The 26,037-nt window shown below is 67.3% G+C and carries 28 protein-coding genes; 16 read left to right on the forward strand and 12 right to left on the reverse strand.

Annotated elements, in window-relative coordinates; all coding sequences use genetic code 11:
- Positions 1 to 19: 19 nt before the first annotated feature.
- The 4 genes from BS38_RS0106090 to trxB all read right to left on the reverse strand — a co-directional run bounded on the left by BS38_RS0106090 (position 20) and on the right by trxB (position 4,316).
- Positions 20 to 1,216 (reverse strand): MFS transporter, encoded by a 1,197-nt coding sequence (locus tag BS38_RS0106090; RefSeq protein ID WP_051628753.1) that lies wholly within the window; start codon positions 1,214 to 1,216, stop codon positions 20 to 22.
- A 1-nt stretch (position 1,217) separates the two neighbouring features.
- Positions 1,218 to 1,652 (reverse strand): arsenate-mycothiol transferase ArsC, encoded by a 435-nt coding sequence (locus tag BS38_RS0106095; protein ID WP_028269993.1) that lies wholly within the window; start codon positions 1,650 to 1,652, stop codon positions 1,218 to 1,220.
- 52 nt (positions 1,653 to 1,704) lie between these two features.
- Positions 1,705 to 3,084 (reverse strand): FAD-dependent oxidoreductase, encoded by a 1,380-nt coding sequence (locus BS38_RS0106100; protein WP_028269994.1) that lies wholly within the window; start codon positions 3,082 to 3,084, stop codon positions 1,705 to 1,707.
- Between the two features lie 254 nt (positions 3,085 to 3,338).
- Complete coding sequence (trxB, locus tag BS38_RS0106105) at positions 3,339 to 4,316, reverse strand: thioredoxin-disulfide reductase (RefSeq protein ID WP_028269995.1); 978 nt, start codon at positions 4,314 to 4,316, stop codon at positions 3,339 to 3,341.
- 212 nt (positions 4,317 to 4,528) lie between these two features.
- Between trxB and BS38_RS0106110 the strand changes: the two genes are divergently transcribed.
- The gene (locus tag BS38_RS0106110; protein WP_028269996.1) at positions 4,529 to 4,879 is read left to right on the forward strand and encodes an ArsR/SmtB family transcription factor; all 351 of its coding nucleotides are present in this window, start codon (positions 4,529 to 4,531) and stop codon (positions 4,877 to 4,879) included.
- 35 nt (positions 4,880 to 4,914) lie between these two features.
- Entirely contained in the window at positions 4,915 to 5,400 is a 486-nt protein-coding gene (locus tag BS38_RS0106115) for a GNAT family N-acetyltransferase (RefSeq protein WP_043437894.1), read from the forward strand.
- 58 nt (positions 5,401 to 5,458) lie between these two features.
- On the opposite strand, the gene BS38_RS0106120 is transcribed toward BS38_RS0106115, so the two are convergent.
- Positions 5,459 to 5,917, reverse strand: coding sequence for a PLDc N-terminal domain-containing protein (locus BS38_RS0106120; protein ID WP_028269998.1), 459 nt, complete (start codon positions 5,915 to 5,917; stop codon positions 5,459 to 5,461).
- A 60-nt stretch (positions 5,918 to 5,977) separates the two neighbouring features.
- Here BS38_RS0106120 and BS38_RS0106125 point away from each other — a divergent pair, with 60 nt between their 5' ends.
- Entirely contained in the window at positions 5,978 to 6,307 is a 330-nt protein-coding gene (locus BS38_RS0106125) for a DUF4229 domain-containing protein (RefSeq protein WP_043437844.1), read from the forward strand.
- 64 nt (positions 6,308 to 6,371) lie between these two features.
- Here BS38_RS0106125 and BS38_RS0106130 read toward each other — a convergent pair whose 3' ends face one another.
- From BS38_RS0106130 to BS38_RS0106150, 5 genes are read right to left on the reverse strand one after another with little or no spacing between them, the layout of a single operon-like run.
- Positions 6,372 to 7,253, reverse strand: a complete 882-nt coding sequence (locus BS38_RS0106130; protein WP_028270000.1) for a 1,4-dihydroxy-2-naphthoate polyprenyltransferase — start codon at positions 7,251 to 7,253, stop codon at positions 6,372 to 6,374.
- A gap of 51 nt (positions 7,254 to 7,304) precedes the next feature.
- The gene (locus BS38_RS0106135; protein ID WP_028270001.1) at positions 7,305 to 8,453 is read right to left on the reverse strand and encodes an AMP-binding protein; all 1,149 of its coding nucleotides are present in this window, start codon (positions 8,451 to 8,453) and stop codon (positions 7,305 to 7,307) included.
- A 29-nt stretch (positions 8,454 to 8,482) separates the two neighbouring features.
- Positions 8,483 to 9,451 (reverse strand): 1,4-dihydroxy-2-naphthoyl-CoA synthase, encoded by a 969-nt coding sequence (locus tag BS38_RS0106140; RefSeq protein ID WP_028270002.1) that lies wholly within the window; start codon positions 9,449 to 9,451, stop codon positions 8,483 to 8,485.
- 21 nt (positions 9,452 to 9,472) lie between these two features.
- Positions 9,473 to 9,913, reverse strand: coding sequence for a VOC family protein (locus tag BS38_RS0106145; RefSeq protein ID WP_028270003.1), 441 nt, complete (start codon positions 9,911 to 9,913; stop codon positions 9,473 to 9,475).
- Between the two features lie 50 nt (positions 9,914 to 9,963).
- Positions 9,964 to 10,725, reverse strand: a complete 762-nt coding sequence (locus tag BS38_RS0106150; RefSeq protein ID WP_028270004.1) for a CPBP family intramembrane glutamic endopeptidase — start codon at positions 10,723 to 10,725, stop codon at positions 9,964 to 9,966.
- Between the two features lie 70 nt (positions 10,726 to 10,795).
- Here BS38_RS0106150 and BS38_RS0106155 point away from each other — a divergent pair, with 70 nt between their 5' ends.
- The 8 genes from BS38_RS0106155 to BS38_RS0106190 all read left to right on the forward strand — a co-directional run bounded on the left by BS38_RS0106155 (position 10,796) and on the right by BS38_RS0106190 (position 20,346).
- Positions 10,796 to 11,776, forward strand: coding sequence for a metal ABC transporter substrate-binding protein (locus BS38_RS0106155; protein ID WP_028270005.1), 981 nt, complete (start codon positions 10,796 to 10,798; stop codon positions 11,774 to 11,776).
- The gene (locus BS38_RS0106160; protein WP_028270006.1) at positions 11,773 to 12,564 is read left to right on the forward strand and encodes a metal ABC transporter ATP-binding protein; all 792 of its coding nucleotides are present in this window, start codon (positions 11,773 to 11,775) and stop codon (positions 12,562 to 12,564) included. Before BS38_RS0106155 ends, BS38_RS0106160 begins: the two co-directional genes overlap by 4 nt.
- 3 nt (positions 12,565 to 12,567) lie before the next feature.
- Positions 12,568 to 13,443 carry a metal ABC transporter permease gene (locus BS38_RS0106165; RefSeq protein ID WP_028270007.1) on the forward strand — a complete coding sequence of 292 codons (876 nt, stop codon included), beginning with the start codon at positions 12,568 to 12,570 and terminating at the stop codon, positions 13,441 to 13,443.
- Positions 13,444 to 13,547: 104 nt separating this feature from the next.
- On the forward strand, positions 13,548 to 15,194 hold the full coding sequence (locus BS38_RS0106170; protein ID WP_028270008.1) for an ABC-F family ATP-binding cassette domain-containing protein: 1,647 nt from the start codon (positions 13,548 to 13,550) through the stop codon (positions 15,192 to 15,194).
- A gap of 216 nt (positions 15,195 to 15,410) precedes the next feature.
- Complete coding sequence (locus BS38_RS0106175; RefSeq protein ID WP_028270009.1) at positions 15,411 to 15,758, forward strand: hypothetical protein; 348 nt, start codon at positions 15,411 to 15,413, stop codon at positions 15,756 to 15,758.
- Positions 15,758 to 18,364 carry a nitrite reductase large subunit NirB gene (nirB, locus tag BS38_RS0106180; protein WP_269319489.1) on the forward strand — a complete coding sequence of 869 codons (2,607 nt, stop codon included), beginning with the start codon at positions 15,758 to 15,760 and terminating at the stop codon, positions 18,362 to 18,364. Before BS38_RS0106175 ends, nirB begins: the two co-directional genes overlap by 1 nt.
- Complete coding sequence (locus BS38_RS0106185; protein WP_028270011.1) at positions 18,361 to 18,678, forward strand: Rieske (2Fe-2S) protein; 318 nt, start codon at positions 18,361 to 18,363, stop codon at positions 18,676 to 18,678. The genes nirB and BS38_RS0106185 overlap by 4 nt, the downstream gene beginning before the upstream one ends.
- A 207-nt stretch (positions 18,679 to 18,885) precedes the next feature.
- Positions 18,886 to 20,346, forward strand: coding sequence for an amino acid permease (locus tag BS38_RS0106190; protein WP_028270012.1), 1,461 nt, complete (start codon positions 18,886 to 18,888; stop codon positions 20,344 to 20,346).
- Between the two features lie 181 nt (positions 20,347 to 20,527).
- Here the strand turns inward: BS38_RS0106190 and BS38_RS0106195 are convergent, their stop codons facing one another.
- Together BS38_RS0106195 and BS38_RS24530 are read right to left on the reverse strand one after the other, a co-directional pair.
- A complete protein-coding gene (locus BS38_RS0106195; protein WP_028270013.1) occupies positions 20,528 to 21,280 on the reverse strand; it encodes a dienelactone hydrolase family protein in 753 nt (250 codons plus the stop codon).
- A 124-nt stretch (positions 21,281 to 21,404) separates the two neighbouring features.
- The gene (locus BS38_RS24530) at positions 21,405 to 21,581 is read right to left on the reverse strand and encodes a CsbD family protein (RefSeq protein WP_011693098.1); all 177 of its coding nucleotides are present in this window, start codon (positions 21,579 to 21,581) and stop codon (positions 21,405 to 21,407) included.
- A gap of 156 nt (positions 21,582 to 21,737) precedes the next feature.
- Here BS38_RS24530 and BS38_RS0106205 point away from each other — a divergent pair, with 156 nt between their 5' ends.
- From BS38_RS0106205 to BS38_RS0106225, 5 genes are all read left to right on the forward strand, one after another.
- The gene (locus BS38_RS0106205; RefSeq protein WP_028270014.1) at positions 21,738 to 22,211 is read left to right on the forward strand and encodes an SRPBCC family protein; all 474 of its coding nucleotides are present in this window, start codon (positions 21,738 to 21,740) and stop codon (positions 22,209 to 22,211) included.
- Positions 22,211 to 22,903 carry a pentapeptide repeat-containing protein gene (locus BS38_RS0106210; RefSeq protein WP_028270015.1) on the forward strand — a complete coding sequence of 231 codons (693 nt, stop codon included), beginning with the start codon at positions 22,211 to 22,213 and terminating at the stop codon, positions 22,901 to 22,903. The genes BS38_RS0106205 and BS38_RS0106210 overlap by 1 nt, the downstream gene beginning before the upstream one ends.
- Positions 22,904 to 23,055: 152 nt before the next feature.
- Positions 23,056 to 24,285 carry a thiolase family protein gene (locus BS38_RS0106215; RefSeq protein WP_028270016.1) on the forward strand — a complete coding sequence of 410 codons (1,230 nt, stop codon included), beginning with the start codon at positions 23,056 to 23,058 and terminating at the stop codon, positions 24,283 to 24,285.
- Positions 24,285 to 25,121 carry an enoyl-CoA hydratase/isomerase family protein gene (locus tag BS38_RS0106220; RefSeq protein ID WP_028270017.1) on the forward strand — a complete coding sequence of 279 codons (837 nt, stop codon included), beginning with the start codon at positions 24,285 to 24,287 and terminating at the stop codon, positions 25,119 to 25,121. Before BS38_RS0106215 ends, BS38_RS0106220 begins: the two co-directional genes overlap by 1 nt.
- 2 nt (positions 25,122 to 25,123) lie before the next feature.
- Positions 25,124 to 25,996: a 3-hydroxyacyl-CoA dehydrogenase family protein gene (locus BS38_RS0106225; RefSeq protein WP_028270018.1), complete on the forward strand. Its 873-nt coding sequence runs from the start codon at positions 25,124 to 25,126 to the stop codon at positions 25,994 to 25,996.
- Positions 25,997 to 26,037 lie beyond the last annotated feature (41 nt).

Below are 26,037 nucleotides of genomic sequence, written 5' to 3' on the forward strand. Positions count from 1 at the left end.
CCGGACTATCCGCGCCGGACTATCCGCGCCGGGATGCCAGGACGGCCATGAGGGCAGCGGCCGCTGCGACGCCGGCCATGACGTAGGCCATGCCCGTGTAGGAGCCTAGCCAAACCGCCGCCGCCGGGCCGGCAGCGGGGGCGACGGCGGTGACTGCTGTGAGCGGTGCGGCGAAGGTCCCCTGCAAGGTGCCGAGGTTCCGCGCTCCCCACCGGTCGGCGACGACAGTGGCCTGCAGCAGGGTGTGGCAGCCGCGGACAGCGCCGGCCAGGCTGCCCGCTGCGATCAGGGCAGGCAGGGGTCCCGGCAGGACGGCAAGCAGCAGGATCGCGCCGGCGGCAGTGCCGGTGATGGCAGGCAGCCGCGTCCGGACCGGAATGAAGCCGAAGAGCAGCCGGCCTCCGACCTGGCCTGCGCCCACGAGCCCGAGTCCTAGCGCGGCTACGGCGTAGCTGGCGCCTTTTTCCATCAGCAGGGGAATGATATTCAGGGTCACGGCGTAGAGGCCGAGGCACAGCAGCGCCATCAGGCCCTGCAGGCGGAGGAATTCAGGGCTGCGGCGGAGGGCGCGCACGCTGTTCCGGTCCAGGGCTCCCGTGCCCCGTCGAGGGTCAGCATTCCAGGTCTTGTTGAGATAGCGGGCGTGCAGCGGCACAGTGATCAGTCCCAGCAGCCCGGCCAGGACCAGGAAGGCCGCCCGCCAGCCGATGTTGCTGCACAGCGCGGCCGTGAGCGGAGCGAAGATGGTGGAGGCGAACCCGGCTGCGAGGGTCAGGATGGTCAGTGGCCGGACCCGCCCGGCGCCGTACCAGCGGGTGATCACGGTGAAGGCCGGCTGGTACAGGACCGCTGCCTGCGCCGTGCCGGCCAGCAGCCAGGCAGCGGCGAACAGCGGCAGGACGGGTGCCAGGGCCACCAGGGCCAGCGCGGCGACCCCGACTAGCGAGCCGCCGATCATCAGGGTGCGGGGGCCGGTGCTGTCCAGGGCGCGGCCGACGAGGATGCCGGCGCCGGCGGATACGAGGAGCCCGGCCGAAAACGCTCCGATGACCAGCGCCGGCTCCCAGCCGGTGTCCTCCGTGATCGGCAGGACGGCGGCTGGCAGGGCGTAGTAGAGGATGCCCCAGCCGGTGGTCTGGGTGATGCACAGGGCGGCAAGGCCGCCGCGGGGTGCACCCTCCGCCACCAGGGCCGGGGCGTCGGCCGGGGCGGGCATGCTAGTCCCCGGTCAGCTCCGCATACAGCTTCCGGACGCGGGCATTGATGTCCTCCCGGACCAGGCGCATGCGTTCCATGCCTTCGACGCCGCGCTCGGAAGGTTCGTCCGTTTCCCAGACCTCGAACCGGGTGCCTTCGCGGGGTTCGAGTTTTGCTTCCGTGCCAAGGACGATGACGGCGTCCACGGCAGCCAGGACTTCATCGGTGACCGGTTTGGGGTGTTCGCCGGTGATGTCGATCCCGAGTTCGGCCAGCGACTCCACGGACTGCGGGTTCAGTGACTTCCCCGGTTTGGTGCCGGCGGAGTAGACGGCGACGCTCCCGCCGGCCAGCTGTTTCATCAGTCCGGCGGCGAGCTGGGACTTGCCCCCGTTCTTGCTGCAGACGAAGAGGACCGCCGGGGTCTTTGGTGTGCTGCTGGGTTCCTGGGTCATAGGGGTGAGGTTTCCTTCGCGGGCGGTGATGCTTGCGGGGTCGGGGCGGGGCTTAGTTGATGCCGGAGCGGCCGTGGGACAGGCCGGTGGGGAAGCCCACCAGGACTGGTCCCGGAGCCGCGCAGCAGCCGGACTCCGCCGCGTCCGCGGCGGATGCTGCGGCGGGGACGTCGCAGCTGGTGCCGGCATCGGAGGAGCAGACGCCGGTCTCCGGGAGTTCGAGCTGGACGGTGTCGGAGGCTTCGCGGTCCCCGGCGAGGGCTGCCACCACTGAGCGGACCTGTTCGTAGCCGGTGGCCAGCAGGAAGGTGGGAGCCCGGCCGTAGGACTTCATGCCGACGATGTAGAAGTCCTTGTCCGGGTGCGCCAGGAGCCTGGCGCCGTGCGGGGGAACAGTACCGCAGGAGTGGAATTCGGGGTCGATCAGGGGGCCAAGCTGGCGCGGAGCCTCCACGGCGGGGTCCAGTTCGAGCCGGAGTTCGCGCAGGATATCCAGGTCCGGCCGGAACCCGGTGCAGGGCACCACGATGTCGGCGTCCAGCGTGCGCCCGTCAACGGCTGCCACGGTGACGTGCGAGTCCAGGGACTTGAAGGAGGAAATGCCGAAGCCGGTGTGCAGTTCGATGGTGCCGGCCTTGACCAGTCGGCGGAGCCTGCTCCCAAGCTGGCCTCGGGCGGGCAGCCCGTCGGCGTCGCCGCCACCGTAGACCTTCTCCGCGGAGGCGCCACGGACGGCCCACAGGATCCGGGTGTCGGGTTCATTCTTGGCCAGGTCCGCGAGGCTGATGAGCGTGTTGGCGGCGGAGTGCCCTGCTCCGACCACCAGGACTCGGCGCCCGGCGAAGGATGCGCGGTCCCGGCCGGTGACGTCGGGAAGCGGCGAGGAGATCCTGTCCGCGGCGGTCTCTTCGCCGATGGCGGGCAGGCCTGAGGTGCCGAGCGGATTGCGGATGGACCACGTGCCGGAGGCGTCAATGACGGCGGCCACGGTGTGGTCGCGGACTTCTCCGCCCGCACCTTCCACACGCACCACGAACGGTGTGGTGTCCCGGTTCCGGGTGTGTGTCTTGTCCATCCCGGACCGGGTTACCGCAACCACCCGGGCACCGTTCTCCAGCCGGGAAGCGATGGCCGGGAGCGCGGCGAGCGGTGCGAGGTAATCATCGATCAGCTCGCCGCCGTAGGGGAGGGCCGTGGGCCGGGGCGATTCCCAGCCGGAGGCTTCGAGCAGGCGGACGGCGGCGGCGTCGAGGTTGAACCGCCATGGGGAGAACAGCCGGATGTGGCGCCATTGCTCAATGGCGGCTCCCGCCGTCGGGCCAGCCTCGAAGATCAGCGGCTCCAGGCCGCGTTCCAGGAGATGGGCGGCAGCGGCCAGGCCCACGGGGCCGGCGCCGATCACGGCAACGGGAAGGTTCGTCGTCGAATCCAAGGTGTCCTCTTTCATCAGTTCGTGTGGCGGTTCGCGGCCCAACTAGGTAGCAGTAGATGTCGTTTTGAGGGCTCATAACGACATCTGCTGCTACCTAGTTGGGAAAGCAGGGTGGAAGGTGGCGGGCGGGGAGGGCGGCTAGCAGCAGTCCTGATCCGTGCAGGATTCGTCCTCGCAGCAGCCGTTGTCGGTGCAGCATCCGGTGTCCATTCAGCTCACCTCCTTCCCGTTGAGAAGCTCTGTTCAGTGAATCCCTAGGCGTGGGTGGGTTCCTCGACCAGGGCCGTTGCAATGCTGTCCGCATCATCCAGGGCGGCCAGGTACCGTTCCGCATCCAGGGCGGCGGCGCAGCCGGTCCCGGCGGCGGTGATGGCCTGGCGGTAGCGGTGGTCCACGGCGTCGCCGCAGGCGAAGACACCCGTCAGGTTGGTGACCGTGGTGGGGGAGTCCACCTTGATGTAACCCTCGGCGTCGAGCTCAACCTGGCCCTCGACGAGTTCCGTCCGCGGCACGTGTCCGATCGCCACGAAGATGCCCGTGGCGGCCTGCTCGCGGGTTTCCCCGGTCCGGGTGTCCGTGAGGGTGACACCGGTGACTTTGGGGTCGCCGTGGATGGCGGTCACGGCGGAGTGCCAGGCGAAGCTGATCTTGGGGTTGTCCTTGGCGCGCTGGGCCATGATGCGGGAGGCGCGGAGTTCACCCTTGCGGACCACCACGGTAACGGTCCGGGCGAAGCGGGTCAGGAACGTGGCTTCCTCCATGGCTGAGTCCCCGCCGCCGACGACGACGATGTCCTGGTCGCGGAAGAAGAAGCCGTCGCAGGTGGCGCACCAGGAGACGCCGTGGCCGCTGAGTTTCTTCTCCTCGGGAAGGCCGAGTTCCTTGTAGGCGGAGCCGGTGGCGAGGATGACGGCGGGCGCCTCGTAGGTGTCTCCGGCGCCGGTGACCACACGCTTGAGGTGCCCGGCTAGCGTCACCTCAGTGACGTCGTCGAACATCACCTGGGCGCCGAACCGCTGCGCCTGCTCCTGCAGGCCGTCCATGAGCTCCGGGCCCTGGATGCCGGACGGGAAACCCGGGAAGTTCTCCACCTCGGTGGTGTTCATCAGGGCGCCGCCGGCCGTTACCGATCCGGCCAGGACCAGGGGCTTCAGGCCTGCGCGGGCGGCGTAGATCGCTGCGGTGTAGCCGGCGGGGCCGGACCCGATGATGATCAGCTGTTCGGTGCTCACTTCGGCGGTCATGTGGTCTCCTGGGTAGTGGTTCGAAGGCGCTGTGCCCCAGCGCCGCGTAAACAAGTGCAACAAGGACGGGGCCTTCAATCAAGGGCCCGACGGAGCCGCCGCGCTCTGATGCAACCGGTAAGAGATAAATTGATGAAGATCGATATAGAGAGTATCCCCACCTATATCGATGAATGTCAATCTATGTGCATAATGGGTCTATGAACTCCCTGCAGATCGTCGAAGCCCCCGTGGACGCCTCATGCTGCGTCCCGTCGGTAAAGCCGGCGCTGAGTGCTGACGAGGCCCAGCAGCGGGCCCTGGTCTTCAAGGCGCTAGCCGACCCGAACAGGTTGCGGCTGCTGTCCATCGTCAAGGCCGGCGACTCGGGTGAGTCCTGCGTCTGCGACCTCACGGAACCGCTGGACCTGGGCCAGCCCACCGTGTCCCACCACTTGAAAGTGCTGGTGGAGGCCGGGCTGCTGCACCGCGAAAAGCGCGGCACCTGGGCTTATTACTCCCTGGTTCCGGGCGCACTGGAACAGACGGCCGGACTCCTCGAGAGCCTGTGAACCCGCAGCCTGCTCCAGGCCTCACGATCCGTGCCATGACGGACGCTGACTGGCCGGAGGTCCGGCGGATCTACCGCGAGGGCATTGAGACCGGTCACGCCACCTTTGAATCGGAGCCGCCGGACTGGAAACGGTTCAATACCTCACGGCTGCTTCCGCACCGGCTGGTGTGCGAGACGCCGCAGGGCCGAATCCTTGGCTGGGCGGCAGTCTCCGCGGTGTCATCGCGCCCGGCTTACGCCGGGGTGGTGGAGCACTCCGTCTATGTGGCTGCGGACGCCCGCGGACGCGGCGTGGGAGCGCTGCTGCTCCAGGCGCTGGCGGACTCCACCGAGGGCGGCGGGATCTGGACGATCCAGGCCAGTGTCTTTCCCGAGAACGACGCCAGCCTGAGGCTCCATCTCGCCAACGGTTACACGGTTGTGGGACGACGGCGGCGCATCGCCCTTATGACCCATGGCCCCTGTGCCGGGCAATGGCGCGACACCGTGCTGATCGAGCGGCGCTCGGCCGTCGTCTAGCCGTACTCGGTCGTCTAGCCGTACTCCGTCGTCCAGCCCTACATGACCTCGAAAGGCGCTACTTGACCTCGTCGGTGCCGTGCGCGTCGGTCTCGGGGTGGTGTGATTCCTCGGTGTGCTTGTCGCCCCGATGGGTGCCGTTCGGCTTCCCCTTGCCCTCGGCGCCGCCGGCAGGGCTGCCATTGACCTTGCGTTCCTTGGCCTGGAGTTCATCCTTGAGCTTTTTCAGGCGGTCCGCTTCGGCCTGGTTCCGACGGCGGATTTCCAGGTTGCGCAGGAAGTCGGGGTCGTCATCCGGCGCTGTGGTGCGGGCGTAGGACTGCGGGGCGGGGCGGCTTCCACGCGGCCGGCCGATGATGAACCAAAGTGCCGCTCCCACCACGGGGAGGACAACCATCACCACGATCCAGGCCGTCTTGGAAATACCCCTGGTGAGGTGCTTGTCAGTCCGGATCACGTCCACGAGGCCATAGACGAATATGGCAAGAACGGCAACGGCGACCAATACACGGGGCATACCACCAGTCTAGCGTCCGGGCGCCGGGCGGCGGACGGCTAAACTTGGACTGTGGCCTTTATGAAATACTCCCTGATCCGTCTGGCACTGTTTGTGCCGCTGTTCGTGCTGTTCAGCTTCCTTCAAATCGGAATCCTGCTCGCCGCGGTGTGCGCCGGCCTCATCGCTTTCGCGATCAGCTACCTGTTCTTCCAGAAGCAGCGCGACGCCGCCACGGCCACCCTGCATGAGCGGTTCTCCGGCCGGGCCAAGCCCATCCGGACCGCCGGCGAGGTGGAAGACGCCGACGCCGAGGACACCCTGGTGGATGCCAACCCGGACATCACCGTCCGCTCAGAAATTCCCCGCACCGAAGTTCCCCGCACCGAAGTTCCCCGCAAGGACGCTTAGGTCCGCTTAGGTCCGCTTAGCGGCACCGATGCTTAGAAGCACCGACGCCCGGCGGCACCGGCGCTTAGAGCCCGTGGCTTAGCACGAGGCCCAGCGAGAACAGCACGCTGTAACCCAGGTTGATCATGCCCGTCTGCTTCAGGACCGGGATCAGGCTCTTGCGCTTCCGGCCGTTGATCATCAGCCAAGAGGGCATCAGGCTGGCCGGGATCAGCAGCAGCACGATGAGCATCCACGGGCGCGACGGTGCCAGGACGATCACCAGCAGGATGGCCACGGCGAGCATCAGCACGTAGCTTTCGCGGGCGTGCTTGTCACCCAGCCGCACGGCCAGTGTCTTCTTGCCCGCCTGCATGTCCGTGGGGATGTCCCGGACATTGTTCGCCATCAGGAGCGCGCACGCGATCAGCCCGGTGCCTATTGCGCCGATGATGGCAGGCAGGCTGACCTGCCCCGCCTGCGTGTACGTGGTGCCAAGGGTGGCCACCAGGCCGAAGAACACAAACACGAACACGTCGCCCAGGCCCATGTAGCCGTACGGGTTCTTGCCGCCGGTGTACCCCCAGGCCGCCAGGACGCAGCCGAGACCCACCAGGATCAGCCACCACGCCTGCGTGATGAGCACCAGCACCAGGCCGAACAGCATCGCCAGCCCGAACGCGGCGAACGCGGCGCGCTTCACCATCTCCGGCTTCGCAGCGCCGGAGCCCACCAGGCGGAGCGGGCCCACGCGGTCCTCGTCCGTGCCCCGGATGCCGTCCGAGTAGTCGTTGGCGTAGTTCACGCCCACCTGCAGCAGCAGGGCCACCAGCGCGGCCAGGATGGCGTTGACGGGCTTGAACGCGTCCATCTCGAAGGCCGCGGCAGTGCCGATCAGGACCGGTGCGATGGCAGCCGGCAGGGTGCGCGGTCGGGCGCCTTGGATCCATTGTGCGGCTGTAGCCACGGTCAGTACTCCGATTGGTTCGTTGTTCGGTTCAGCTTGGGAAGAGCTTTTCTATTTTCCCTGATGCAGGGCGTCCAGCAGAACGGTCATGCCGAGGCGGTCCGGTTTGCCGTTGGGCAGCATCATGAGTTCCCCGGCAGCCAGGACGGTTTTGGGCGCCAGGGCGCCCAGTGCATCGTGCCTCCGCGCGGTGAAGCCTTCGATGCCGGCGGGCGTGGCGTCGTCCACGGCGACGTAGGCCGCCACCGCCTGGCCCCATTCCTCCGACGGGACGCCGGCCACGAAGGCCGCCAGCACGCCGTCGAGCTTTTCCAGCTCTGCCTGCACGTGCGTGGCGGACACCTTGACGCCTCCGGTGATGATGACGTCGTCGGCGCGGCCCAGCACCGTGAGCTTGCCGGTGGCGTCGATGGAGCCGAGGTCGCTGGTGCGGTACCAGGGGACGCCGTCCTCCTCGAAGAAGGCGTCGGCGGTGAGGGCGGGGTCGCCGAGGTAGCCGGCGGCGAGGGTGGCGCCGCCCAGCAGGATCCGGCCGTCCCCGTCCACGCGGGCGAGTACGTCCTCGAGCGGGAAGCCGTCGTAGACGCAGCCGCCGCAGGTTTCCGCGGAGCCGTAGGTGGTGATCACCCGCGCGCCGGCGTCCCGGGCCGCGGCGAGCAGTTCGGGCGACGCGGGGCCGCCGCCGAGCAGGATTCCGTTGAAGCGGCGGAGGGCGGCCAGCGTTTCAGCGGACGGGGCGTCCAGCAGCCGCTGCAGCTGCGTGGGCACCAGGGAGGTGAAGCGGATCTTGTCCGTGAGCTCCTGGGCGGCCGCGGTGAAGGCCTCCGGCGTGAAGCCGCCGGAGAGGTCCATGGCCCACGGCCGGGTGCCGGCGAAGAGGGAGCGCACCAGGACCTGTACCCCGGCCACGTACTGCACGGGGAGGGCCAGCAGCCACTGGCCCTCGCCCTTAAGCGCGAAGGCGGTGGCCACGGAGGACGCCGCCAGGGCCTCCACCGTGAGGACCGTTGCCTTGGGCGTACCGGTGGAACCCGAGGTCCGCACCACCACGGCGGCGTCCTCGAAGCCCGGCGTTTCCACGGCGGAGACCACCAGGTGGCCGTCGGCGTCGGCGGAAAGCTCGACGGCGGGGCCCTCGCCGTGGAGGGCGTCCGCCAGCGCCTTGAGTGCAGGCTCGATGTTCGGAAGCTGGGAAGTCACAGGGTCTGCCTTCGTCAGTGGGGCGGGCTTTAGAAGTAGTACGGGAACTGGGACCAGTCGGGGTCCCGCTTCTCGAGGAAGGCTTCCTTGCCTTCCAATGCCTCGTCCGTCATGTAGGCCAGCCGGGTGGCTTCGCCGGCGAAGACCTGCTGCCCGGCCAGGCCGTCGTCGGCCAGGTTGAAGGCGAACTTGAGCATGCGGATGGCCTGCGGCGACTGCCGCGCGATGTCCGCCGCGTATTCCAGGGCGACTTCCTCGAGGCGTTCGTGGTCCACGGCCTCGTTGACCGCGCCCATCCGGACCATGTCCTCGGCAGAGTATTCGCGGGCCAGGAAGAAGATCTCGCGGGCGGCCTTCTGGCCGATCTGGCGGGCCAGCAGCGCGGAGCCGTAGCCGGCGTCGAAACTTCCCACGGTGGCGTCCGTCTGCTTGAACTTGCCGTACTGGCGGGAGGCGATGGTGAGGTCCGAGACGACGTGCAGCGAGTGCCCGCCGCCGGCGGCCCAGCCGTTGACGACGGCGATGACCACCTTGGGCATGGTGCGCATGAGCCGCTGGACTTCCAGGATGTGCAGCCTGCCGGCGCGGGCGGGATCGATGGTCTCCTTGGTTTCGCCGTCTGCTGCGTTCTGTACTACGTACCGATACCCGTCCCTGCCCCGGATGCGCTGGTCTCCGCCGGAGCAGAAGGAGTGCCCGCCGTCCTTGGGCGAGGGCCCGTTGCCGGTCAGCAGCACGGTGGCCACGTTGGGGGTCATGCGGGCGTGGTCCATGGCCCGGTAGAGCTCGTCCACGGTGCCCGGGCGGAAGGCGTTGCGGACCTCCGGGCGGTTGAAGGCGATGCGGACCGTGGGCAGGTCCCGCAGCACCGCGCCGTCCGAATCCCGCTCCACCTGCCGGTGGTAGGTCATGTCCTGGAAGTCGTCGAAGCCGGCCACGGTGCGCCACCGGGAGGGGTCAAAGACGTCGGATACCTTGGCTGGAAATACGTTGCTCACAGACCGAGTCTAGTAATCGCCTCAGCTGATGCAGAACTCGTTGCCTTCGGGGTCCGCCATGGTGTGCCATTCGTGCGGCCCCTGGCTGGCCGTCCAGAGGAACGTTGCGCCGCGTGCCTCCAGCTCTTTGCGCACCTCATCCTTGTCCCTGCCGTCCAGGCGGACATCCCAGTGCACCCGGTTCTTGACGGTCTTTCCCTCGGGCGCGGTCTGGAACAGCAGCCGGCGTTCCGGAGCCTTGGCATCGATCTCTTCCGCCGGCCGGATGGCGGCCCCGGCCTCCCAGACCAGTTTGCCCTTGTGGGTTTTGGTCTCGGCTTCGGTGGCGTACCCCTGCTCGATCATGGACCGGATGAAGCCCTCGTCCTGCGGCTCCACGGCCCAGTCCAGTGTGTCCGCCCACCAGTCGGCAAGCTCGTGCGGGTTTTTGCAGTCGATGACGATCTGAATGTTGAGTCCCATTACCCAAAAGTACGACGGCGGCGGGCGCGGCGGTAGGGGGCGGACGGGTCCTAGGGCTGGACCTGCTGCAGCTGCTCCATCAGTTCGGGCGGGATGGCGTAGATGAACACCACTGCCAGCAGGTTCTTGGCGGCGTGCACGAAGTAGCTGAACATCAGGTTTTTCCCGGTCCACACGTACACGAACACCAGCGTGGCGCCCATGGCGAGGTACGGCATCAGCACGGGCAGGGTCAGCGTTTCCTGGCCCACGATGTGCAGGGCGGCGAAGAGGAAGGTGGACAGGACGCAGCACACCCAGATGTTGACGCGCCGGCTCAGCTTGCCGATCAGCAGGTGGCGGAAGATGTACTCCTCCACGAACGGGCCCACAATCACCAGCAGGGGCACGATCAGCCACGGCGATACCTGCTGCACGAGTGCCTGCACGTTGGCCTGGTTGGCGGAGCCCTGCACGGGTCCGGTCAGGGCCACCAGGATGGCGGTCAGGATCAGCATGGCCACCACTGCCACCGGGATCATGATGAGCGTGAACCACGGACGAGTGGCCAGCACGCGGAGGTCGCGGGAGGCGACGCGGCGGGCGGCGGCTACGGCCAGGATTCCCACGCCGCCGTAGAACAGTAGGTTCACCGAGTACACGGCCACGGTGGGGTCCGGGGACAGTTGCAGCAGCAACGGCTGCAGCAGCGGTCCGGCAACCGCAAAGAGCGCGGCGATGGCCACGTAGAGCCCCACGGTGGTGTAGTCGAGCGCGGAAAAACGGTAGAGCTCCGGCCGTGGCGCCGGGGAATTGCGGACAGCTGTTCCCATGTGTCCAGCCTAGCTGGCCAATGACTGCCGGCGTTGCAGCGGAGTTAGGGCGCCCGGTAGAATATTCGGTATGCCTAAATTTCTGTTTCGGTGCGCCAAAGTAGTCCGCCGAACCGGTTTCCTCCGCTCTGCCGGAGCCGCCGTCGTCGCCGCTTTCCTCTTCCTGTCCCTGGCCGCCTGCGGGGGTGCCGCTCCCGGCCAGGGCCCCGGCGATGAGAAGCCCGTGGTGCTGACCACCTTCACCGTGCTGGCCGACGTCGCCCAGAACGTGGCAGGGGACAAGCTGCAGGTCGAATCCATCACCAAGGCCGGCGCCGAAATCCACGGCTACGAGCCCACGCCCGGCGACATCCGCAAGGCCTCGAAGGCGGACCTGATCCTGGACAACGGCCTGAATCTGGAAGCGTGGTTTGCCCAGTTCGTCGAGGGCCTGGACGTCCCGCATGCCGTGGTGAGCGAGGGCGTGAAGGTGATGTCCATCAGCGAGGACTCTTACCAGGGCAAGCCGAACCCGCACGCCTGGATGTCGCCCGTGAACGTGCAGATCTACGTGGACAACATGGTGAAGGCGTTCTCTAAGCTCGATCCGGACAATGCCGCCACGTTCGAGGCGAACGGTGCGGCCTACAAGGCCAAACTGCAGGCCGTGAAAGACGAGATGGTGCAGAAGCTCGCCACCGTCCCCGCGGCACAGCGTGCCCTGGTGACCTGCGAAGGCGCCTTCTCCTACCTGACCCGCGACGCCGGCCTCAAGGAGGTCTACATCTGGGCAGTCAACGCCGAACAGCAGGCCACGCCGCAGCAGATCGCCCGGGCCATCGAATTCGTCAAGGCCAACAAAGTCCCGGCCGTCTTCTGCGAATCCACGGTGTCCGACGCCCCCATGCGCCAGGTGGTGGGAGCCACGGGTGCAAAATTCGGCGGTGTGCTCTACGTTGACTCGCTGTCCGAGGCGGACGGCCCCGTGCCCACGTACCTGGACCTCATCCGGCACGACTCCAAACTCATCACCGAAGCACTGGTTAGTGCCCCGGCGGGTGCAGGATCATGAGCACTCCGGCCATCCTCGTTGAAAACGTCACCGTCCACTACGGCGAAGTCCTGGCGCTGGACGCGGCATCGCTCAGCCTGGACACCGCCCGGATCTGCGGCCTGATCGGCATGAACGGCTCCGGCAAGTCCACGCTGTTCAAGGTGATCATGGGAATGATCAAGCCCGACGCCGGCCGCGTGCTGATCCATGGCCAGTCACCGGCCAAGGCGCGCAAGGAGGGGGGAATCGGCTATGTCCCGCAGAGCGAGGACGTGGACTGGCAGTTCCCGCTGTCCGTCCGCGACGTGGTGATGATGGGCCGCTACGGGCACCAGGGCTTCACCCGCCGCCCCTCCAAGGCTGACCGCGCCGCCGTCGACCTCGCCCTGGACCGGGTGGAACTGTCCGAGTTCGCGAACCGGCAGATCGGCCAGCTGTCCGGCGGCCAGAAGAAGCGCGCGTTCGTGGCCCGGGGCATCGCCCAAGGTGCCACGATGATGCTCCTGGACGAGCCGTTCGCCGGCGTGGACAAGCGCTCCGAAGCCACCATCACCCGCCTGCTGCGGGAACTCGCCTCGGACGGCTGCACCATCCTCATCTCCACGCACGACCTCCACGCCCTGCCGCAGCTGTGCGACGAAGCCGTGCTGCTGATGCGCAAGGTCCTGATGCACGGCCCGCCCGAGGTGGTCCTGCAGCCCGAACACCTGGCCATGGCCTTCGGCCTGGACGTCCTCAACCGGGACCTTCCGGAGCAGGAAACTGCCAACCAGCGCCGCCTTTCCAAGCAACAGGACTGGAGCTAAGCCATGGACCTCTTCGACATCGTGCTGGAGCCATTGAGCTACGACTTCATGGTGCGCGCCATCATCACCACGGCGCTCGCCGCCGTGGTCTGCGCCGTCCTGAGCTGCTGGCTGGTGCTGATCGGCTGGTCGCTCATGGGTGACGCCGTTTCCCACGCCGTGCTGCCCGGCGTCGTGCTTGCCTACATCGTCGGCGCGCCGTTCGCCCTGGGGGCGCTGGTGTTCGCACTGATCGCCGTCACCCTGATCGGGGTGGTCAGGAACACCAGCCGGGTCAAGGAGGACGCGGCGATCGGCATCGTGTTCACCTCGCTGTTCGCCCTGGGCCTGGTGCTCATCTCCGTCACGCCCAGCCAGACCGACCTCAACCACATCATCTTCGGCAACCTGCTGGGCGTCAGCATCCCGGACCTCATCCAGGTGCTGGTGCTGGGTGTGGTGGCGTTCGCCATCCTGATCCTCAAGCGCCGCGACCTCACGCTGTATGCCTTCGACCCCGTGCACGCCCACGCCATCGGGCTGTCGCCCAAGCGGCTGGGGGCACTGCTGCTGGGCCTGCTCGCGCTGACCTCCGTGGTGGCCCTGCAGACGGTCGGGGTGGTGCTGGTGGTGGCCATGCTGATCATCCCCGGGGCCACGGCGTACCTGCTGACGGACCGGTTCTCCCGCATGCTGGTGATCGCCCCGGTGGTCTCCGCAGTGTGCTCCATCGCCGGCATCTACCTGAGCTACTACCTGGACACCGCCTCCGGCGCCATGGTGGTGCTCACCCAGGGTGTGGTGTTCGCCGCCGTCTACCTGTTCAGCCCCCGCCAGGGGCTGATCGGCACCCGGCTGGCGAAGGCCCGCCGCAGGAAGGCAGTGGCGCTCGCCGTGTGAAGCGTACGACGGCGGCGCTTGACGCCGGGGGTCCGGCCGGGCAGGCTGGAGCGATGAAGTCCTAACCAGCAGCGCCCATTTCCCGGACCCCGTTAGGACTTCCCTTGACTGAACACCTTTCCCTGACCGGCGTCACCCATGGCTACGGTGACCGCCAGCTTTTTGCTGCCGTCGACCTCACGATTGGCGCCGGCGAGCACGTGGCCGTCGTCGGCGAAAACGGAGCCGGCAAATCAACCCTGCTGCGCATCCTGGCCGGGCTCGAGCCGCCGAACGAAGGCACGGCCGCCAGCCACGGACGCATCGGCTACCTCGCCCAGACCACCGGCCTGCCGGCGTCCTTCACGGTGGGCAACGCCATCGATGAGGCGCTGGCCTCACTCCGCGCCGTCGAGGCCGAGCTGGACAGCCTGGAATCCGGCCTGGCCGATGCGGACGAGGAGCAACTGGAGCGCTACGGCAACCTGCAGACCGAATACCAGCTCCGCGAAGGCTACGCGGCGGAATCGCGCGTGGAAGCGGCACTGGACCGGCTGGGCCTGGGCGGACTGGACCGGCAGCGGACGCTGGGTTCGCTCTCCGGCGGGGAGCAGCACCGGGTGGCGCTGGCCTGCGTGCTGGCTGACCCCGCGGACATCCTTCTGCTGGACGAGCCCACCAACCATTTGGACACGAGCGGCACTGCCTGGCTCGAGGCGCGGCTGGCCGCCCACCGGGGGACCGTCGTCGTGGTTTCCCATGACCGGGCGCTGCTGCGCAAGGTGGCCGTTTCCGTCATCGAAGTGGACGCCGAACGGTGCGCTGTCAACCGCTACGGGAACGGTTACGAAGGGTACCTGCGGGAGAAGGCGGCCGAGCGTGAACGCTGGGTGCAGCAGTACCGCGGCTGGCTCGATGCCATGGCCGCAGAACGCCTGCAGGCGGACACCGTGGCTGGGAAGATGGGCTACGCCCGCCGGCGCGACGGCGACAAGATGGGCTTCGACTTCAAGGCCGGCACCTGGCAGCAGGCAGCCAGCAGCAAGGTCCGCAACGCCCAGGAGCGGCTCCGCCGGCTCGAGGCCAACCCGGTGGACCGTCCGCCGGTTCCCCTGAAGCTGGCGGTGGACCTCCAGGGCGGGTCCGACGGCGCTGCCCTGGACGCCCCCGCCCTGGAGGCGCGCGGCGTGGAAGTTCACGGCCGGCTGGAACGGACCGATTTCCGGGTGGAGGCCGGCCAGAAGATCCTCATCACGGGTCCCAACGGCGCCGGCAAATCGACGCTGCTGTCCGTCCTTGCGGGAACCCTGGAACCCGATGCGGGCACCGTGGTGCGGCACGGCCGGATCGGCTACCTGCAGCAGGAACTGGAGCCGCCGCAACGCCCGGGGCAGCGGCTGCTCCCGGCCTTCGTCTCCGGCCTGGGCGGGAACATCGACGAACATGCGGAGGCTCTGCTGCGGCTGGGCCTCTTCCGGACCACCGAATTCCACGTGCCCGTGGGCAGCCTGTCCGCCGGGCAGCAGCGCAGGCTCGCCCTGGCACGGCTGCTGCTGGGCGGCTTCGGCACGATGCTCGTGGACGAACCCACCAACCACCTGGCGCCCGTCCTGGTGGAGCAGCTGGAAGCGGCCCTTTCGGAATTCGGCGGAACGCTGATCATGGTGAGCCACGACCGCGCGCTGGGGGAGTGGTTCAGCAAATGCGCCGCACGGGAAGGCACCGGCGGGAGCTGGCTCCGGTACGCCATGCGGGACGGCGCCCTCGTCTAGCTTCGCGTCTTGCTTCCGGCCTTGCCTCCAGTCGTTGGCGGGGCGCGGAAGCAGCCCGGAAAACGGTGAGGTTTGCGTTAAAGGATCGTTACGCCGCACGCGCCGGGCCGAAACAACTGCGGAGCAGGATGGAAGGGAGTCAGTGATTCCCACGCTCAAGTAGCACCCGCGCGCTCAGCCGCCGGGCCTACCCAGCCGGCCGAAAGGATCCCTCCCGTGATCACCAAGAACCTTTTCCTGCAGGGCGTTTTCCCCTTCGAAGGAGCGGGCCTCGACAAGCCCGCCCCCATCCACCGGGAGCTTGCCCACTTCGTTCCGGACGGAATCATCAACCAGACCCTCTACTTCCGGGGCGGGAACTCCAGTTCCGAGCTGATCACCGTGGTCCTGATGCGCGACGGCGTGCCCATGCGGTATTTCCCCATCGGCGCCAAGAGCGACGTCCACGTGCCGCTCCGCGTGGTGGAGGACATCGAGGGCGGCTCGGTGATTGAGGTGTTCCTGCTGGCGGCCGAGGGCGTGGCGGGCTTCGTGGTGATTGACCTGGGCATGGTGGAACACTGATGACCGCCGTCACAGACAAGACGCAGCCCACGTCCCAGCACAAAGGACAGCACAACGCCCAGCACAGGTTGCCCGGCCCTGTTCCCGCGTCGAAGGGCAAGCGGCCGCCCGGAACACGGGACGCCCGCCGTCGGCTGGTGGTGATCGGCAACGGCATGGCCGGTGCCCGGGCCGTGGAGGAAATCCTTGCCCGCGGCGGCGCCGAGCAGTTCACCATCACCATGTTCGGCGACGAGCCCTACGGCAACTACAACCGGATCATGCTCAGCCACGTCCTCTCCGGCGAGGAAAGCGACGCGGACATCTTCCTGAACTCCCTGCACTGGTACCAGGACAACAACATCACGCTGCACGCCGGGGTGCGGGTGGAACGGATCGACCGGTTCACCAAATACGTCTTCGCCAACAACGGCCACGTAGTCCCGTATGACGTGCTGATCATCGCTACCGGCAGCCAGTCATTCATGCCGCCCATGGACGGCCTGTACACCCCCAGCGGCTCCATCAAGCCCGGGGTCTTCACGTTCCGCACCATCGATGACACCCGCAACATGGTGAAGCACGCGCAGGACGAAGGCCATCCCTCGGACAGGCGACGCAGGGCCGTGGTGATCGGCGGCGGCCTGCTGGGGCTCGAAGCCGCGCGCGGGCTCCAAAGCCACGGCATCGACGTGGACGTGGTGCACTCCGGCGGGCACCTCATGAACGCCCAGATGGGGCCCGACGGCGGCGCGATCCTGCGCCGGAGCGTCGAAGCGCTCGGGATCCGGGTGCATACCGGCAGCCGCACCACCGCGGTCCTGGGCACGGACAAGGTCACCGGCGTCCGGCTGCGGGACCGGCCGGACATCGACTGCGACATGGTGGTGGTGGCCGCCGGAATCCGCCCGAACGTGGATGTCGCCGTCCTCAGCGGACTGCATGTGGAACGCGCCATCGTGGTGGACGACCAGCTGCGCGTGGTGGACGAGGACGACATCTATGCCGTGGGCGAATGCGTCCAGCACCGCGGCGAGGTCTACGGCCTGGTGGCCCCTCTCTGGGAGCAGGCCGTGGTGCTCGCCAACCACGTCACGGGCGCGGACTCTGCCGCGGCGTACCTTGGCTCCCGGATCGCCACGAAACTCAAGGTTGCCGGCGTCGAGGTCGCTTCCATGGGCCTGCAGGGCCCGGAACGGGAGACGGACGAACACATCGTGTTCTCCGAGCCCAGCCGCGGGGTGTTCAAGTCCATCGTCATCCGGGACAACAAGATGGTGGGCGCCACGCTCCTCGGTGACAGCCGCAAGGTGGCCTACCTGACCCAGGCCTTCGACAAGGGGCTGCCCCTGCCGGAGGAGCGGATCGCGCTGATGTTCGACCTGGGCGGTCCCGGGGAGGAACAGGGCGTGGCCGAGCTCAACGACGACGCCCAGGTGTGCAACTGCAACGGCGTCAGCAAGAAATCCCTGGTGGATGCGGTCAAAGGCGGGTGCAACACCGTGGCCGGCGCCATGGACGCCACGCGGGCCGGCAAAGGCTGCGGTTCCTGCAAGCTGCTGGTGAAGCAGGTGGTGGAATGGGCGGCCGACGGCGACGTGGCGGAGGACCCGGCTGCCAGCTATTACGTCCCGGGCGTCCCGCTGGACAAGGCCTCGCTGATGGCGGCCATCCGCAAGCAGGGGCTCCGCTCGGTGTCCTCCGTGTTCGCCGCCCTGGCGCCGGGCAGCGCGGAGGATGCGAAATCGAAGATGGGCCTGGCGTCGCTGATGAAGATGATGCTGGCGGACCAGTACATCGATGAGCGGGACGCCCGGTTCATCAACGACCGCGTGCACGCGAACATCCAGCGGGACGGCACGTTCTCCGTGGTGCCGCAGATGAAGGGCGGCGTGACCTCCGTGCAGCAGCTGCGCCGGATTGCCGACGTCGCAGAGAAGCACAACATCCCGCTGATCAAGCTCACCGGCGGGCAGCGCATCGACCTGCTGGGTGTGCCCAAGGAGGACCTGCCGCAGGTCTGGGCGGACCTGGACATGCCGTCCGGCTACGCCTACGGGAAGAGCTTCCGCACGGTCAAGACGTGCGTGGGCAAGGACTTCTGCCGCTACGGGACCGGCGATTCCACCAGGCTGGGCATCGACATCGAGTCGCGGTTCCAGGGCATCGAGGCGCCGGCCAAACTGAAGCTGGCGGTGTCCGGCTGCCCGCGGAACTGCGCCGAGTCGCTGGTCAAGGACGTGGGCGTGGTGGCCGTTGAAGGCGGCCGCTGGGAAATCTATGTCGGGGGAGCGGCCGGCGCCCACATCCGCAAAGGCGACCTGCTGGCCACCGTCGATGACCCGGAGGAGGTCAAGGTGCTGACGGGCCGGTTCATGCAGTACTACCGGGAGAACGCCAACTGGCTGGAACGGACGTACTCGTTCGTGCCGCGGGTGGGCATCGACCACATCCGGGCTGTCGTGGTGGACGATGCCGAGGGCCTTGCCGACGGGTTGGACGCCGCGATGCAGGCCTCCGTGGACAGCTATATGGATCCGTGGACTGAACGCGACGATCCGCTGACACCCGGGCAGTTCCGCACCTCGCTGCCGCTGACGGTGCTTCCCCAGGTGCCGGTCCGATGAACGCGGGCTTCAACCTGGGCCCGGTGGACCAGATCCCGTTCGGTGAGGGGCGGGCCTTCGGCGTCGACGGGGAGCAGGTGGCGGTGTTCCGGCTCCGCGACGGGAGCCTTCGGGCGCTGTCCGCCGTGTGCCCGCACAAGGGCGGCCCGATCGCGGACGGCACCATCGACCAGGACCTGGTCCTGTGCCCGTTGCACCAAAACGCCTTCAGCCTGGACACCGGCTGTTCCACCACCGGCGCCGAACCTCTGACCAGCTACGACGTCCAAATGGATAACCATCAGAATATTATTCTGCGTACCGCCGCACGATAGGTGAATTTATTCGGCATATCCCCTTTCAACTGTTGTCTGCGTCACTGACGGTTCCGCCGGGCTTGTAAACTGGGGAGGCCGCGCGAACTTCGACGCCCTGCGAGTTTTGGTCCGGATAATTGCCCCAAACGGGGGATAAACCCGAATTATCCGAACCTAAGCTCCGCGTTCCTGAGCCGGCCATCCCCCGACCCACAAGGAACAGTTGTGCCACAAAGTACCCCCACAGAACTCGTGAGCCCGCCGGCGCAATCCGCCGTCGTCGACTCCACCCTCAGCGCCGAGGGCTACAAGAAGTCCCTGAGCGGCCGCCAGGTCACCATGATCGCCATGGGCGGCGCCATCGGCGTCGGCCTCTTCATGGGTGCCGGCGGACGCCTGGCCTCCACCGGCCCCGCGCTGATCTTCTCCTACGCCATTGCCGGCGTCATCGCGTACCTGCTGATGCGCGCGCTCGGCGAACTCATCATGTACCGCCAGACGTCGGGTTCCTTCGTCAGCTACGCCGGCGAAATGTTCGGCAAGAAGGGCGCGTACCTGTCCGGCTGGATGTACTTCATCAACTGGGCCATGACCGGCATCGCCGAGCTCATCGCGATCGGACTGTACTTCCAGTTCTTCTTCCCCAACGTGCCCGTTGAACTGTCGGCCATCGCAGCACTGCTGCTGCTGGTGGGCGTCAACCTCCTGAGCGTCAAGGCGTTCGGCGAATTCGAATTCTGGGCCTCCTGCCTCAAGGTCGGCGCCATCGTGATCTTCCTGGCAGTGGGCACCTTCATGGTGGTTACCAACGCCCAGGTGGGCGACGGCCACGCATCGGTCAACAACCTCTTCGCGGCCGAAGGCGGAATGTTCCCCAAGGGTGCACTCGTCATGATCCTGGTCCTGAACGCCGTGATCTTCGCCTACAACGGCATCGAGCTCGTCGGCATTACGGCCGGCGAAATGCAGGACCCCGCCAAGGAAGTGCCCAAGGCGATCCGCGCCGTCGTGTTCCGCATCGTGGTGTTCTACGTCGGTTCCGTGACGCTGCTGGCCATGCTGCTGCCGTCTGACCAGTACGTGGCCGGCACCTCGCCGTTCGTCACCGTGTTCGGCCAGATGGGCCTGGGCTGGATGGGCGACGTCATGAACATGATCGTCATCACCGCCGCACTGTCCTCCTGCAACTCGGGCCTGTACTCGATCGGCCGGATCTTCCGCACCATGGCCAACAACGGCCACGCCCCGGAATGGCTGACCCGGATGTCCAAGAGCCACGTGCCGTACGCCGCCATCCTGGCCATCGGCGCCGTGTACCTCGTCGGGATCCTGCTGAACATCTGGCTGGGCGGCTCGCACGCGTTCGACCTTGCCCTCAACTCCGCCTCGATCGGCGTGATCTTCACGTGGGGCGCCATCTTCGCCAGCCAGATCGCGCTGCGCAAGAAAAAGGGCAAGGTCTCCTCCCTGCCCGCGCCCGGCGGAACCTGGAGCAGCTGGGCCGGCCTGGTTGCCCTGCTGGCCATCACGGTGCTGATCGGCTTCGACACCATGACCAGCAAGTCCGGCGAGGTCTTCCACCTGGGCCTCTGGACCCTGGCCACCATCCCGTTCTTCGCCCTGGTGCTGTGGCTCGGCTGGCAGAAGGTCCGGAACAACGAACCGAAGAGCGAGCTCTTCAGCTAACGCTTTTCACCCAAGCAGTACGACGACGGCGGCGGTCACCTTCCAAGGCGGCCGCCGTCGTCGTCCCCGTCTTTTGAGCGCCCGGGGGAAGCGCGAGCGGACACTTGAGGCCCCCGGAGGAGCGCGAGCGGACACTTGAGCCCCTGGTGCAGGGCCATAACTGTCCGTTCGCGCTGAGTGGTCAGGCCTTAAGGTGCCGGGCGAAGTGGTCTTCGATCCGCTGCCAGGCCTCCGCCGCCGCTTCCGGGTCCGGCTTGACGCCCATGACGCGGAAGAGCGGGCGCAGCACGCGGGGTCCTTCCTCGGCGTCGTTCATGAACGCGTGTCCGGCGCCGTCGAATTCCTTGATGTCGTGCTCGATGCCCAGCTTGTCCAGCGCGGTTTCCAGTTTCGCAGCGGCGCCAGGCAGGGAGCGGTCCGCCTTGCCGAAATTGCCCACCACGGGACAGGCGCCGAGTAGCGCTTCCTCCGGGTTCCTGGGCAGCCTGCCGTAATTGACGGCCGCGGCGTCGAAACCGTCCTTGGCGATCAGCAGTGCGAAGCCGCCGCCCATGCAGAAGCCGATGACGCCGATCTTGCCGTTGGTGCGCCCCGATTCCTCCAGCCAGTCCCGCGCTGCGGCGAGGTCCGCGAAGGCCTTACCCGAGCCGGACAGGAGCGAGCGCATGGTGGAGACCAGGCAGCGCCGCGGTCCGCCGTCGCTGAAGAGGTCCACCGCCAGGGTCAGGTACCCGGCGGCTGCCAGCCGGTCCGCCTGGCGCCGCGAGATGTCGTTGAGGCCGAATGCCTCATGGATCATCAGGACGGCCGGAAACGGCCCTGTCCCGGATGGCTCCGCAAGGTAGCCGCGCAGGTTGGCGGAGCCGACGGCGGATGCTCCGCCGTGAGGGGTGCCCGCGGGGGTGCCCGCGCCGCTGAGGTCGATGATCGTCATGGGGCGGACCTTCCGTTGGCGGTTGCTGTCCACCCGAGAATCTCACAAAAAACGGCGGGCATCCCCCAAAGGAATGCCCGCCGCGTTGCCCGTGGCAGCGGCCGAAGCCACCGCCTGGGATGCTCTAGTCTCTTTTGAACTCGTCCTTCACGTTTTCGCCAACTTTCTTGGCGTCAGCAACAACCTGGTCCTTCTGACCCTCTGCGCGCAGACGGTCATTGTCCGTGGCGTTGCCGGCCGCTTCCTTGGCCTTGCCGCCGAGGTGCTCTGCTTCGTTCTGAATTTTGTCGCCGATACCCATGGTGTATTCCACCTCTCGTTGCCGGTAAAAAAACTAAGCGGTTTCACCATAACACAAAGCATGCTTACTAATTCAAGGAATAAGTCCATGAGTTAGGCAAGGTCCATCCGGCGTCGTGCCGTGACGGTTGTCGGCGCTGCCGGATAGGCTCGGGGCATGGACCACAAGACCACCCTCGCCCGTCACGTCAACGCCAGCCCGGACAAGGTGTGGGCCGTGATCTCGGACATCCCGGGCTCCGCCGCCACCCTCTCCGGAGTCGACTCCGTCCAGATGCTCAGCGAGGGCGGATATGGCGAAGGCACCCGATGGAAGGAAACCCGCACCATGATGGGCCGGGCCGAAACCGTGGAAATGTGGGTGTCCCAGGCCGAACCGCCGTCGGCCGCCAGGGCCGGCACCACAACCGTCAAGGCGCTCCAGGGCGGCGCGGACTACACCACGCGGTTCATTCTTGCCGAGCGCGACGGCGGGACGGACCTGACTTTGACCTTCGGCGCCGAGGTGGTCAAGCCCACGCTCCTGAGCAAAGTCATGATGGCCCTCTTCGGCAGGATCGGCATGAGCATGACCAGGAAAATGCTGGCCAGGGACCTGTCCGAGATTGCTGCGAAGGCCGAGTCCCTCTGATGGCGGGCAGGCCCGCCGCAGGAAGTGGTACCGCAGGAAGAGCGCCCAAGGTGACGGCGCCGAGGCTCTCGCCGGTCCGGCTTGAGGAGCTCCGCGATGAGCCGTCCCCGGATTTCCAGCGCGGCGAAAGGTACGACGGCGTCAGGTTCAGCCGCGCTGACGCCGACGGACTCGAGCTGAGCGGCACGGACTTCGCCGAGTGTGAATTCGAGGGCGCCTCCTTCAACGAAACACAGCTCCGCGGCGCCACCTTCCGGGACTGCGTCCTGGTCGACGTCTACGCCCCCGTGTTTACCGCCGCGCGGGCCACGCTCCGCGACGTCGAGATCAGCAATCCACGGTGGGGTTCGGCGGAACTGTACGAGAGCGGCTGGACGTCGGTGCGGATCGACGGCGGCAAGCTGGACTACGTCAACCTCCGCGGCTCAAGGCTGACGGACGTGCAGATCAGCGACTGCATCATCAACGAGCTGGACCTTGGCTCCGTGACGGGTACACGCGTGGCCCTGAAGAACTGCACCATCGGCACCCTGGACCTGGCCGGTGCGAAGTTCAAGGACTTCGACCTGCGCGGCACTGACTTCCGCACCATCAGTGGACTCGAGAGCCTGGCCGGCGTGGTGATCGACGACTACCAGCTGAGCCTGCTGGCACCGCTCCTGGCAGCCCATCTCGGCATCACTGTCCTCTAGCCTCCAGACTGGCGGCTGGCGGGTTCCTGCGTAACCCGGTTGACCCCTTGCGGCCGCAGTGTAATCTTTATAGAACGAACGGTCGGTAAATTAGGCCCCGAGCTCTTGCCGCCGCAGATGACATTGCCGTTAATCGCGTGAAGGGTGTTTCCATGGCCTCAGCAGTAGCAGGACCGCAGGCATTTCTGGTGGGCGGTGCCCGGACACCGGTGGGCCGTTACGGAGGAGCGCTCTCCGCGGTCCGCCCGGATGACCTCGCCGCCCTCGTGGTCCGCGAGGCCGTCACCCGCGCAGGCCTTGACCCCGATTCCATCGACGAGGTGATCCTCGGCAACGCCAACGGCGCCGGCGAGGAAAACCGCAACGTGGCCCGCATGGCCACCCTGCTGGCAGGCCTGCCCCTCCACATCCCCGGCATCACCGTCAACCGGCTGTGCGCCTCCGGCCTGAGCGCCATCATCATGGCCAGCCAGATGATCAAGTCCGGTGCAGCTGACATCGTGATCGCCGGCGGCGTCGAGTCGATGAGCCGTGCCCCCTGGGTGCAGGAAAAGCCGCAGACCGCCTTCGCGAAGCCCGGCGCCATCTTCGACACCTCCATCGGCTGGCGCTTCGCCAATCCGCTGTTCCAGAAGGGCGAGCTGTCCCGCGACGGCAAGATGACCTACTCCATGCCGGAAACGGCAGAGGAAGTGGGCCGCGTGGACGGCATCTCCCGCGAAGACGCCGACGCCTTCGCCGTCCGCTCGCACGAACGCTCCCTCGCGGCCATCGCGGCCGGCCGGTTCAAGGACGAAATCGTCCCGGTGACGGTCAAGACCCGCAAGGGCGAAACGGTAGTGGACACCGACGAAGGCCCCCGCGCCGGCACCACCATGGACGTGCTCGCCGGGCTCCGCCCCGTGGTCAAGGGCGGCTCGATCGTCACCGCCGGCAACTCCTCCACGCTGAACGACGGCGCCTCAGCGATCATCGTGGCCTCCGAAGCGGCCATCGAAAGGCTCGGCCTCACGCCCCGGGCCCGCATCGTGGACGGCGCCTCCGCCGGCTGCGAACCCGAGATCATGGGTATCGGGCCTGTCCCGGCCACGCAGAAAGTCCTCAAGCGCAGCGGGTACAGTGTGGGCGACCTCGGCGCGGTCGAACTCAACGAAGCCTTTGCCACCCAGTCGCTCGCCAGCATGCGGCGGCTCGGCCTGGACCCGGAGATTGTTAACCGCGACGGCGGCGCCATCAGCCTGGGGCACCCGCTCGGTTCCAGCGGCTCACGGATCGCCATCACCCTGCTGGGCCGGATGGAACGCGAGGACGCCAGGATGGGCCTGGCCACCATGTGCATCGGCGTCGGCCAGGGCACCGCGATGCTGCTGGAGCGCGTGTAATGGCGGCCCCGGAAAGCGCGAACGGGCACTTGAGCACCCGCGGCCTGGGCACCCTGGACTTCAAAACCCTCCTGGTCGAGGAGCGTGAGGACCGCGTGGTGGTGCTCCTCAACCGCCCCGAAGTCCGGAACGCGATCGACCAGCAGATGGTGGACGAACTCCATGCCGTGTGCGCCGCGCTGGAGCAGAACCCCAAGGTACTCATCATTGCGGGCGTGGACGGTGTCTTCGCCTCGGGTGCGGACATCGCCCAGCTGCGGGAACGGCGCCGGGACGACGCCCTCCAGGGCATCAATTCCACGATCTTCGTCCGGATCGCCAAGCTGCCCATGCCCGTCATTGCGGCCCTGGACGGCTACTGCCTGGGTGGTGGCGCGGAACTCGCCTACGCCGCGGACTTCCGGATCGGCACACCCAGCGTCCGCATCGGCAATCCCGAGACCGGCCTGGGCATCCTCGCCGCGGCGGGCGCCAGCTGGCGGCTCAAGGAGCTGGTGGGCGAACCCGTCGCCAAGCAGATCCTGCTGGCCGGCCTGGTGCTGCGCGCCGAGCAGGCCCTTGCCGTCAACCTCATCACTGAGATCCACGAGGCACCGGTCCTGATGGACGGCGCCCACAGCCTCGCCGACCGTATTGCGCGGCAGGATCCGCTGGCCGTGCGGATCACCAAGTCCGTGTTCCACGCTCCGGCCGAGGCGCACCCGCTGATCGACCAGCTGGCGCAGGGGATCCTCTTCGAGTCCCAGGCGAAGTTCGATCGCATGCAGGCCTTCTTGGACAAGAAGACTGACAAGAAGACAGCCAAGAATTCAGACCAATCAGACGGGACGAAGTAACCATGGGCAATTCCGTACTTCCGGCGGGGCTTCCCGCTACTGTCGGCGTCCTCGGCGGCGGCCGGATGGGGGCGGGCATCGCCCACGCCTTCCTGATCAACGGAGCCGACGTCCTGGTGGTGGAGCGGGACGAAGCCTCGGCCGAAGCTGCCCGGGAACGCGTGGAGTCCGCGGCCGCCAAGAGCATCGAGCGCGGCGCCACAGACGGCAACCTGGACGAGATGGTTTCCCGGCTCTCCGTGACCGTTGACTACGACGACTTCAAGGACCGCCAGCTGGTGGTGGAAGCCGTTCCGGAGGACTGGGACCTGAAAGTGGCATCCCTGCGCGGCATCGAGGAGCGCCTCGCCGCAGACGCCTACCTGGCCTCCAATACGTCCTCGCTGTCCGTCAACGGACTGGCCAAGGAACTGAAGCGTCCGGGCAACTTCCTGGGCCTGCACTTCTTCAACCCGGTGCCGGCGTCCACGCTGATCGAAGTGGTGCTCGGCGAACGGACGTCACCCGAGCTGGCTACCGCAGCGAAAAGGTGGGTCGAGGCGCTCGGCAAGACCGCCGTCGTCGTCAATGATGCGCCCGGTTTTGCCTCCTCACGCCTGGGCGTGGCCATCGCCCTGGAAGCGATGCGCATGGTGGAGGAAGGTGTCGCGTCCGCAGAGGACATCGACAACGCCATGGTGCTGGGCTACAAGCACCCCACCGGGCCGCTGCGGACCACGGACATCGTGGGCCTGGACGTCCGGCTGGGCATCGCGGAATACCTGCAGTCGACCCTGGGGGAGCGCTTCGCGCCGCCGCAGATCCTGCGCGACAAAGTGGCCCGCGGCGAACTCGGACGGAAGACCGGCAAGGGCTTCTTCGACTGGCCGGCCTAGAGTCCGACGGCGGTGGGCCGGCTAGCGCCCGACGGCGGTGG

The organism is Arthrobacter sp. UNC362MFTsu5.1 (assembly GCF_000685965.1).
Classification (GTDB): Bacteria; Actinomycetota; Actinomycetes; order Actinomycetales; family Micrococcaceae; genus Arthrobacter.

Coding starts and splice junctions, on each gene's coding strand:
- BS38_RS0106185 (WP_028270011.1), top strand. CDS start 18,361: ATGAACGCGGGCTTCAACCTGGGCCCGGTGGACCAGATCCCGTTCGGT.
- BS38_RS0106155 (WP_028270005.1), top strand. CDS start 10,796: ATGCCTAAATTTCTGTTTCGGTGCGCCAAAGTAGTCCGCCGAACCGGT.
- BS38_RS0106150 (WP_028270004.1), bottom strand. CDS start 10,725: ATGGGAACAGCTGTCCGCAATTCCCCGGCGCCACGGCCGGAGCTCTAC.
- BS38_RS0106205 (WP_028270014.1), top strand. CDS start 21,738: ATGGACCACAAGACCACCCTCGCCCGTCACGTCAACGCCAGCCCGGAC.
- BS38_RS0106215 (WP_028270016.1), top strand. CDS start 23,056: ATGGCCTCAGCAGTAGCAGGACCGCAGGCATTTCTGGTGGGCGGTGCC.
- BS38_RS0106090 (WP_051628753.1), bottom strand. CDS start 1,216: ATGCCCGCCCCGGCCGACGCCCCGGCCCTGGTGGCGGAGGGTGCACCC.
- BS38_RS0106145 (WP_028270003.1), bottom strand. CDS start 9,913: ATGGGACTCAACATTCAGATCGTCATCGACTGCAAAAACCCGCACGAG.
- BS38_RS0106195 (WP_028270013.1), bottom strand. CDS start 21,280: ATGACGATCATCGACCTCAGCGGCGCGGGCACCCCCGCGGGCACCCCT.
- BS38_RS0106220 (WP_028270017.1), top strand. CDS start 24,285: ATGGCGGCCCCGGAAAGCGCGAACGGGCACTTGAGCACCCGCGGCCTG.
- BS38_RS0106095 (WP_028269993.1), bottom strand. CDS start 1,652: ATGACCCAGGAACCCAGCAGCACACCAAAGACCCCGGCGGTCCTCTTC.
- BS38_RS0106225 (WP_028270018.1), top strand. CDS start 25,124: ATGGGCAATTCCGTACTTCCGGCGGGGCTTCCCGCTACTGTCGGCGTC.
- nirB (WP_269319489.1), top strand. CDS start 15,758: ATGACCGCCGTCACAGACAAGACGCAGCCCACGTCCCAGCACAAAGGA.
- BS38_RS0106125 (WP_043437844.1), top strand. CDS start 5,978: ATGAAATACTCCCTGATCCGTCTGGCACTGTTTGTGCCGCTGTTCGTG.
- BS38_RS0106210 (WP_028270015.1), top strand. CDS start 22,211: ATGGCGGGCAGGCCCGCCGCAGGAAGTGGTACCGCAGGAAGAGCGCCC.
- BS38_RS0106110 (WP_028269996.1), top strand. CDS start 4,529: ATGAACTCCCTGCAGATCGTCGAAGCCCCCGTGGACGCCTCATGCTGC.
- BS38_RS0106165 (WP_028270007.1), top strand. CDS start 12,568: ATGGACCTCTTCGACATCGTGCTGGAGCCATTGAGCTACGACTTCATG.
- BS38_RS24530 (WP_011693098.1), bottom strand. CDS start 21,581: ATGGGTATCGGCGACAAAATTCAGAACGAAGCAGAGCACCTCGGCGGC.
- BS38_RS0106160 (WP_028270006.1), top strand. CDS start 11,773: ATGAGCACTCCGGCCATCCTCGTTGAAAACGTCACCGTCCACTACGGC.
- BS38_RS0106115 (WP_043437894.1), top strand. CDS start 4,915: ATGACGGACGCTGACTGGCCGGAGGTCCGGCGGATCTACCGCGAGGGC.
- BS38_RS0106120 (WP_028269998.1), bottom strand. CDS start 5,917: ATGCCCCGTGTATTGGTCGCCGTTGCCGTTCTTGCCATATTCGTCTAT.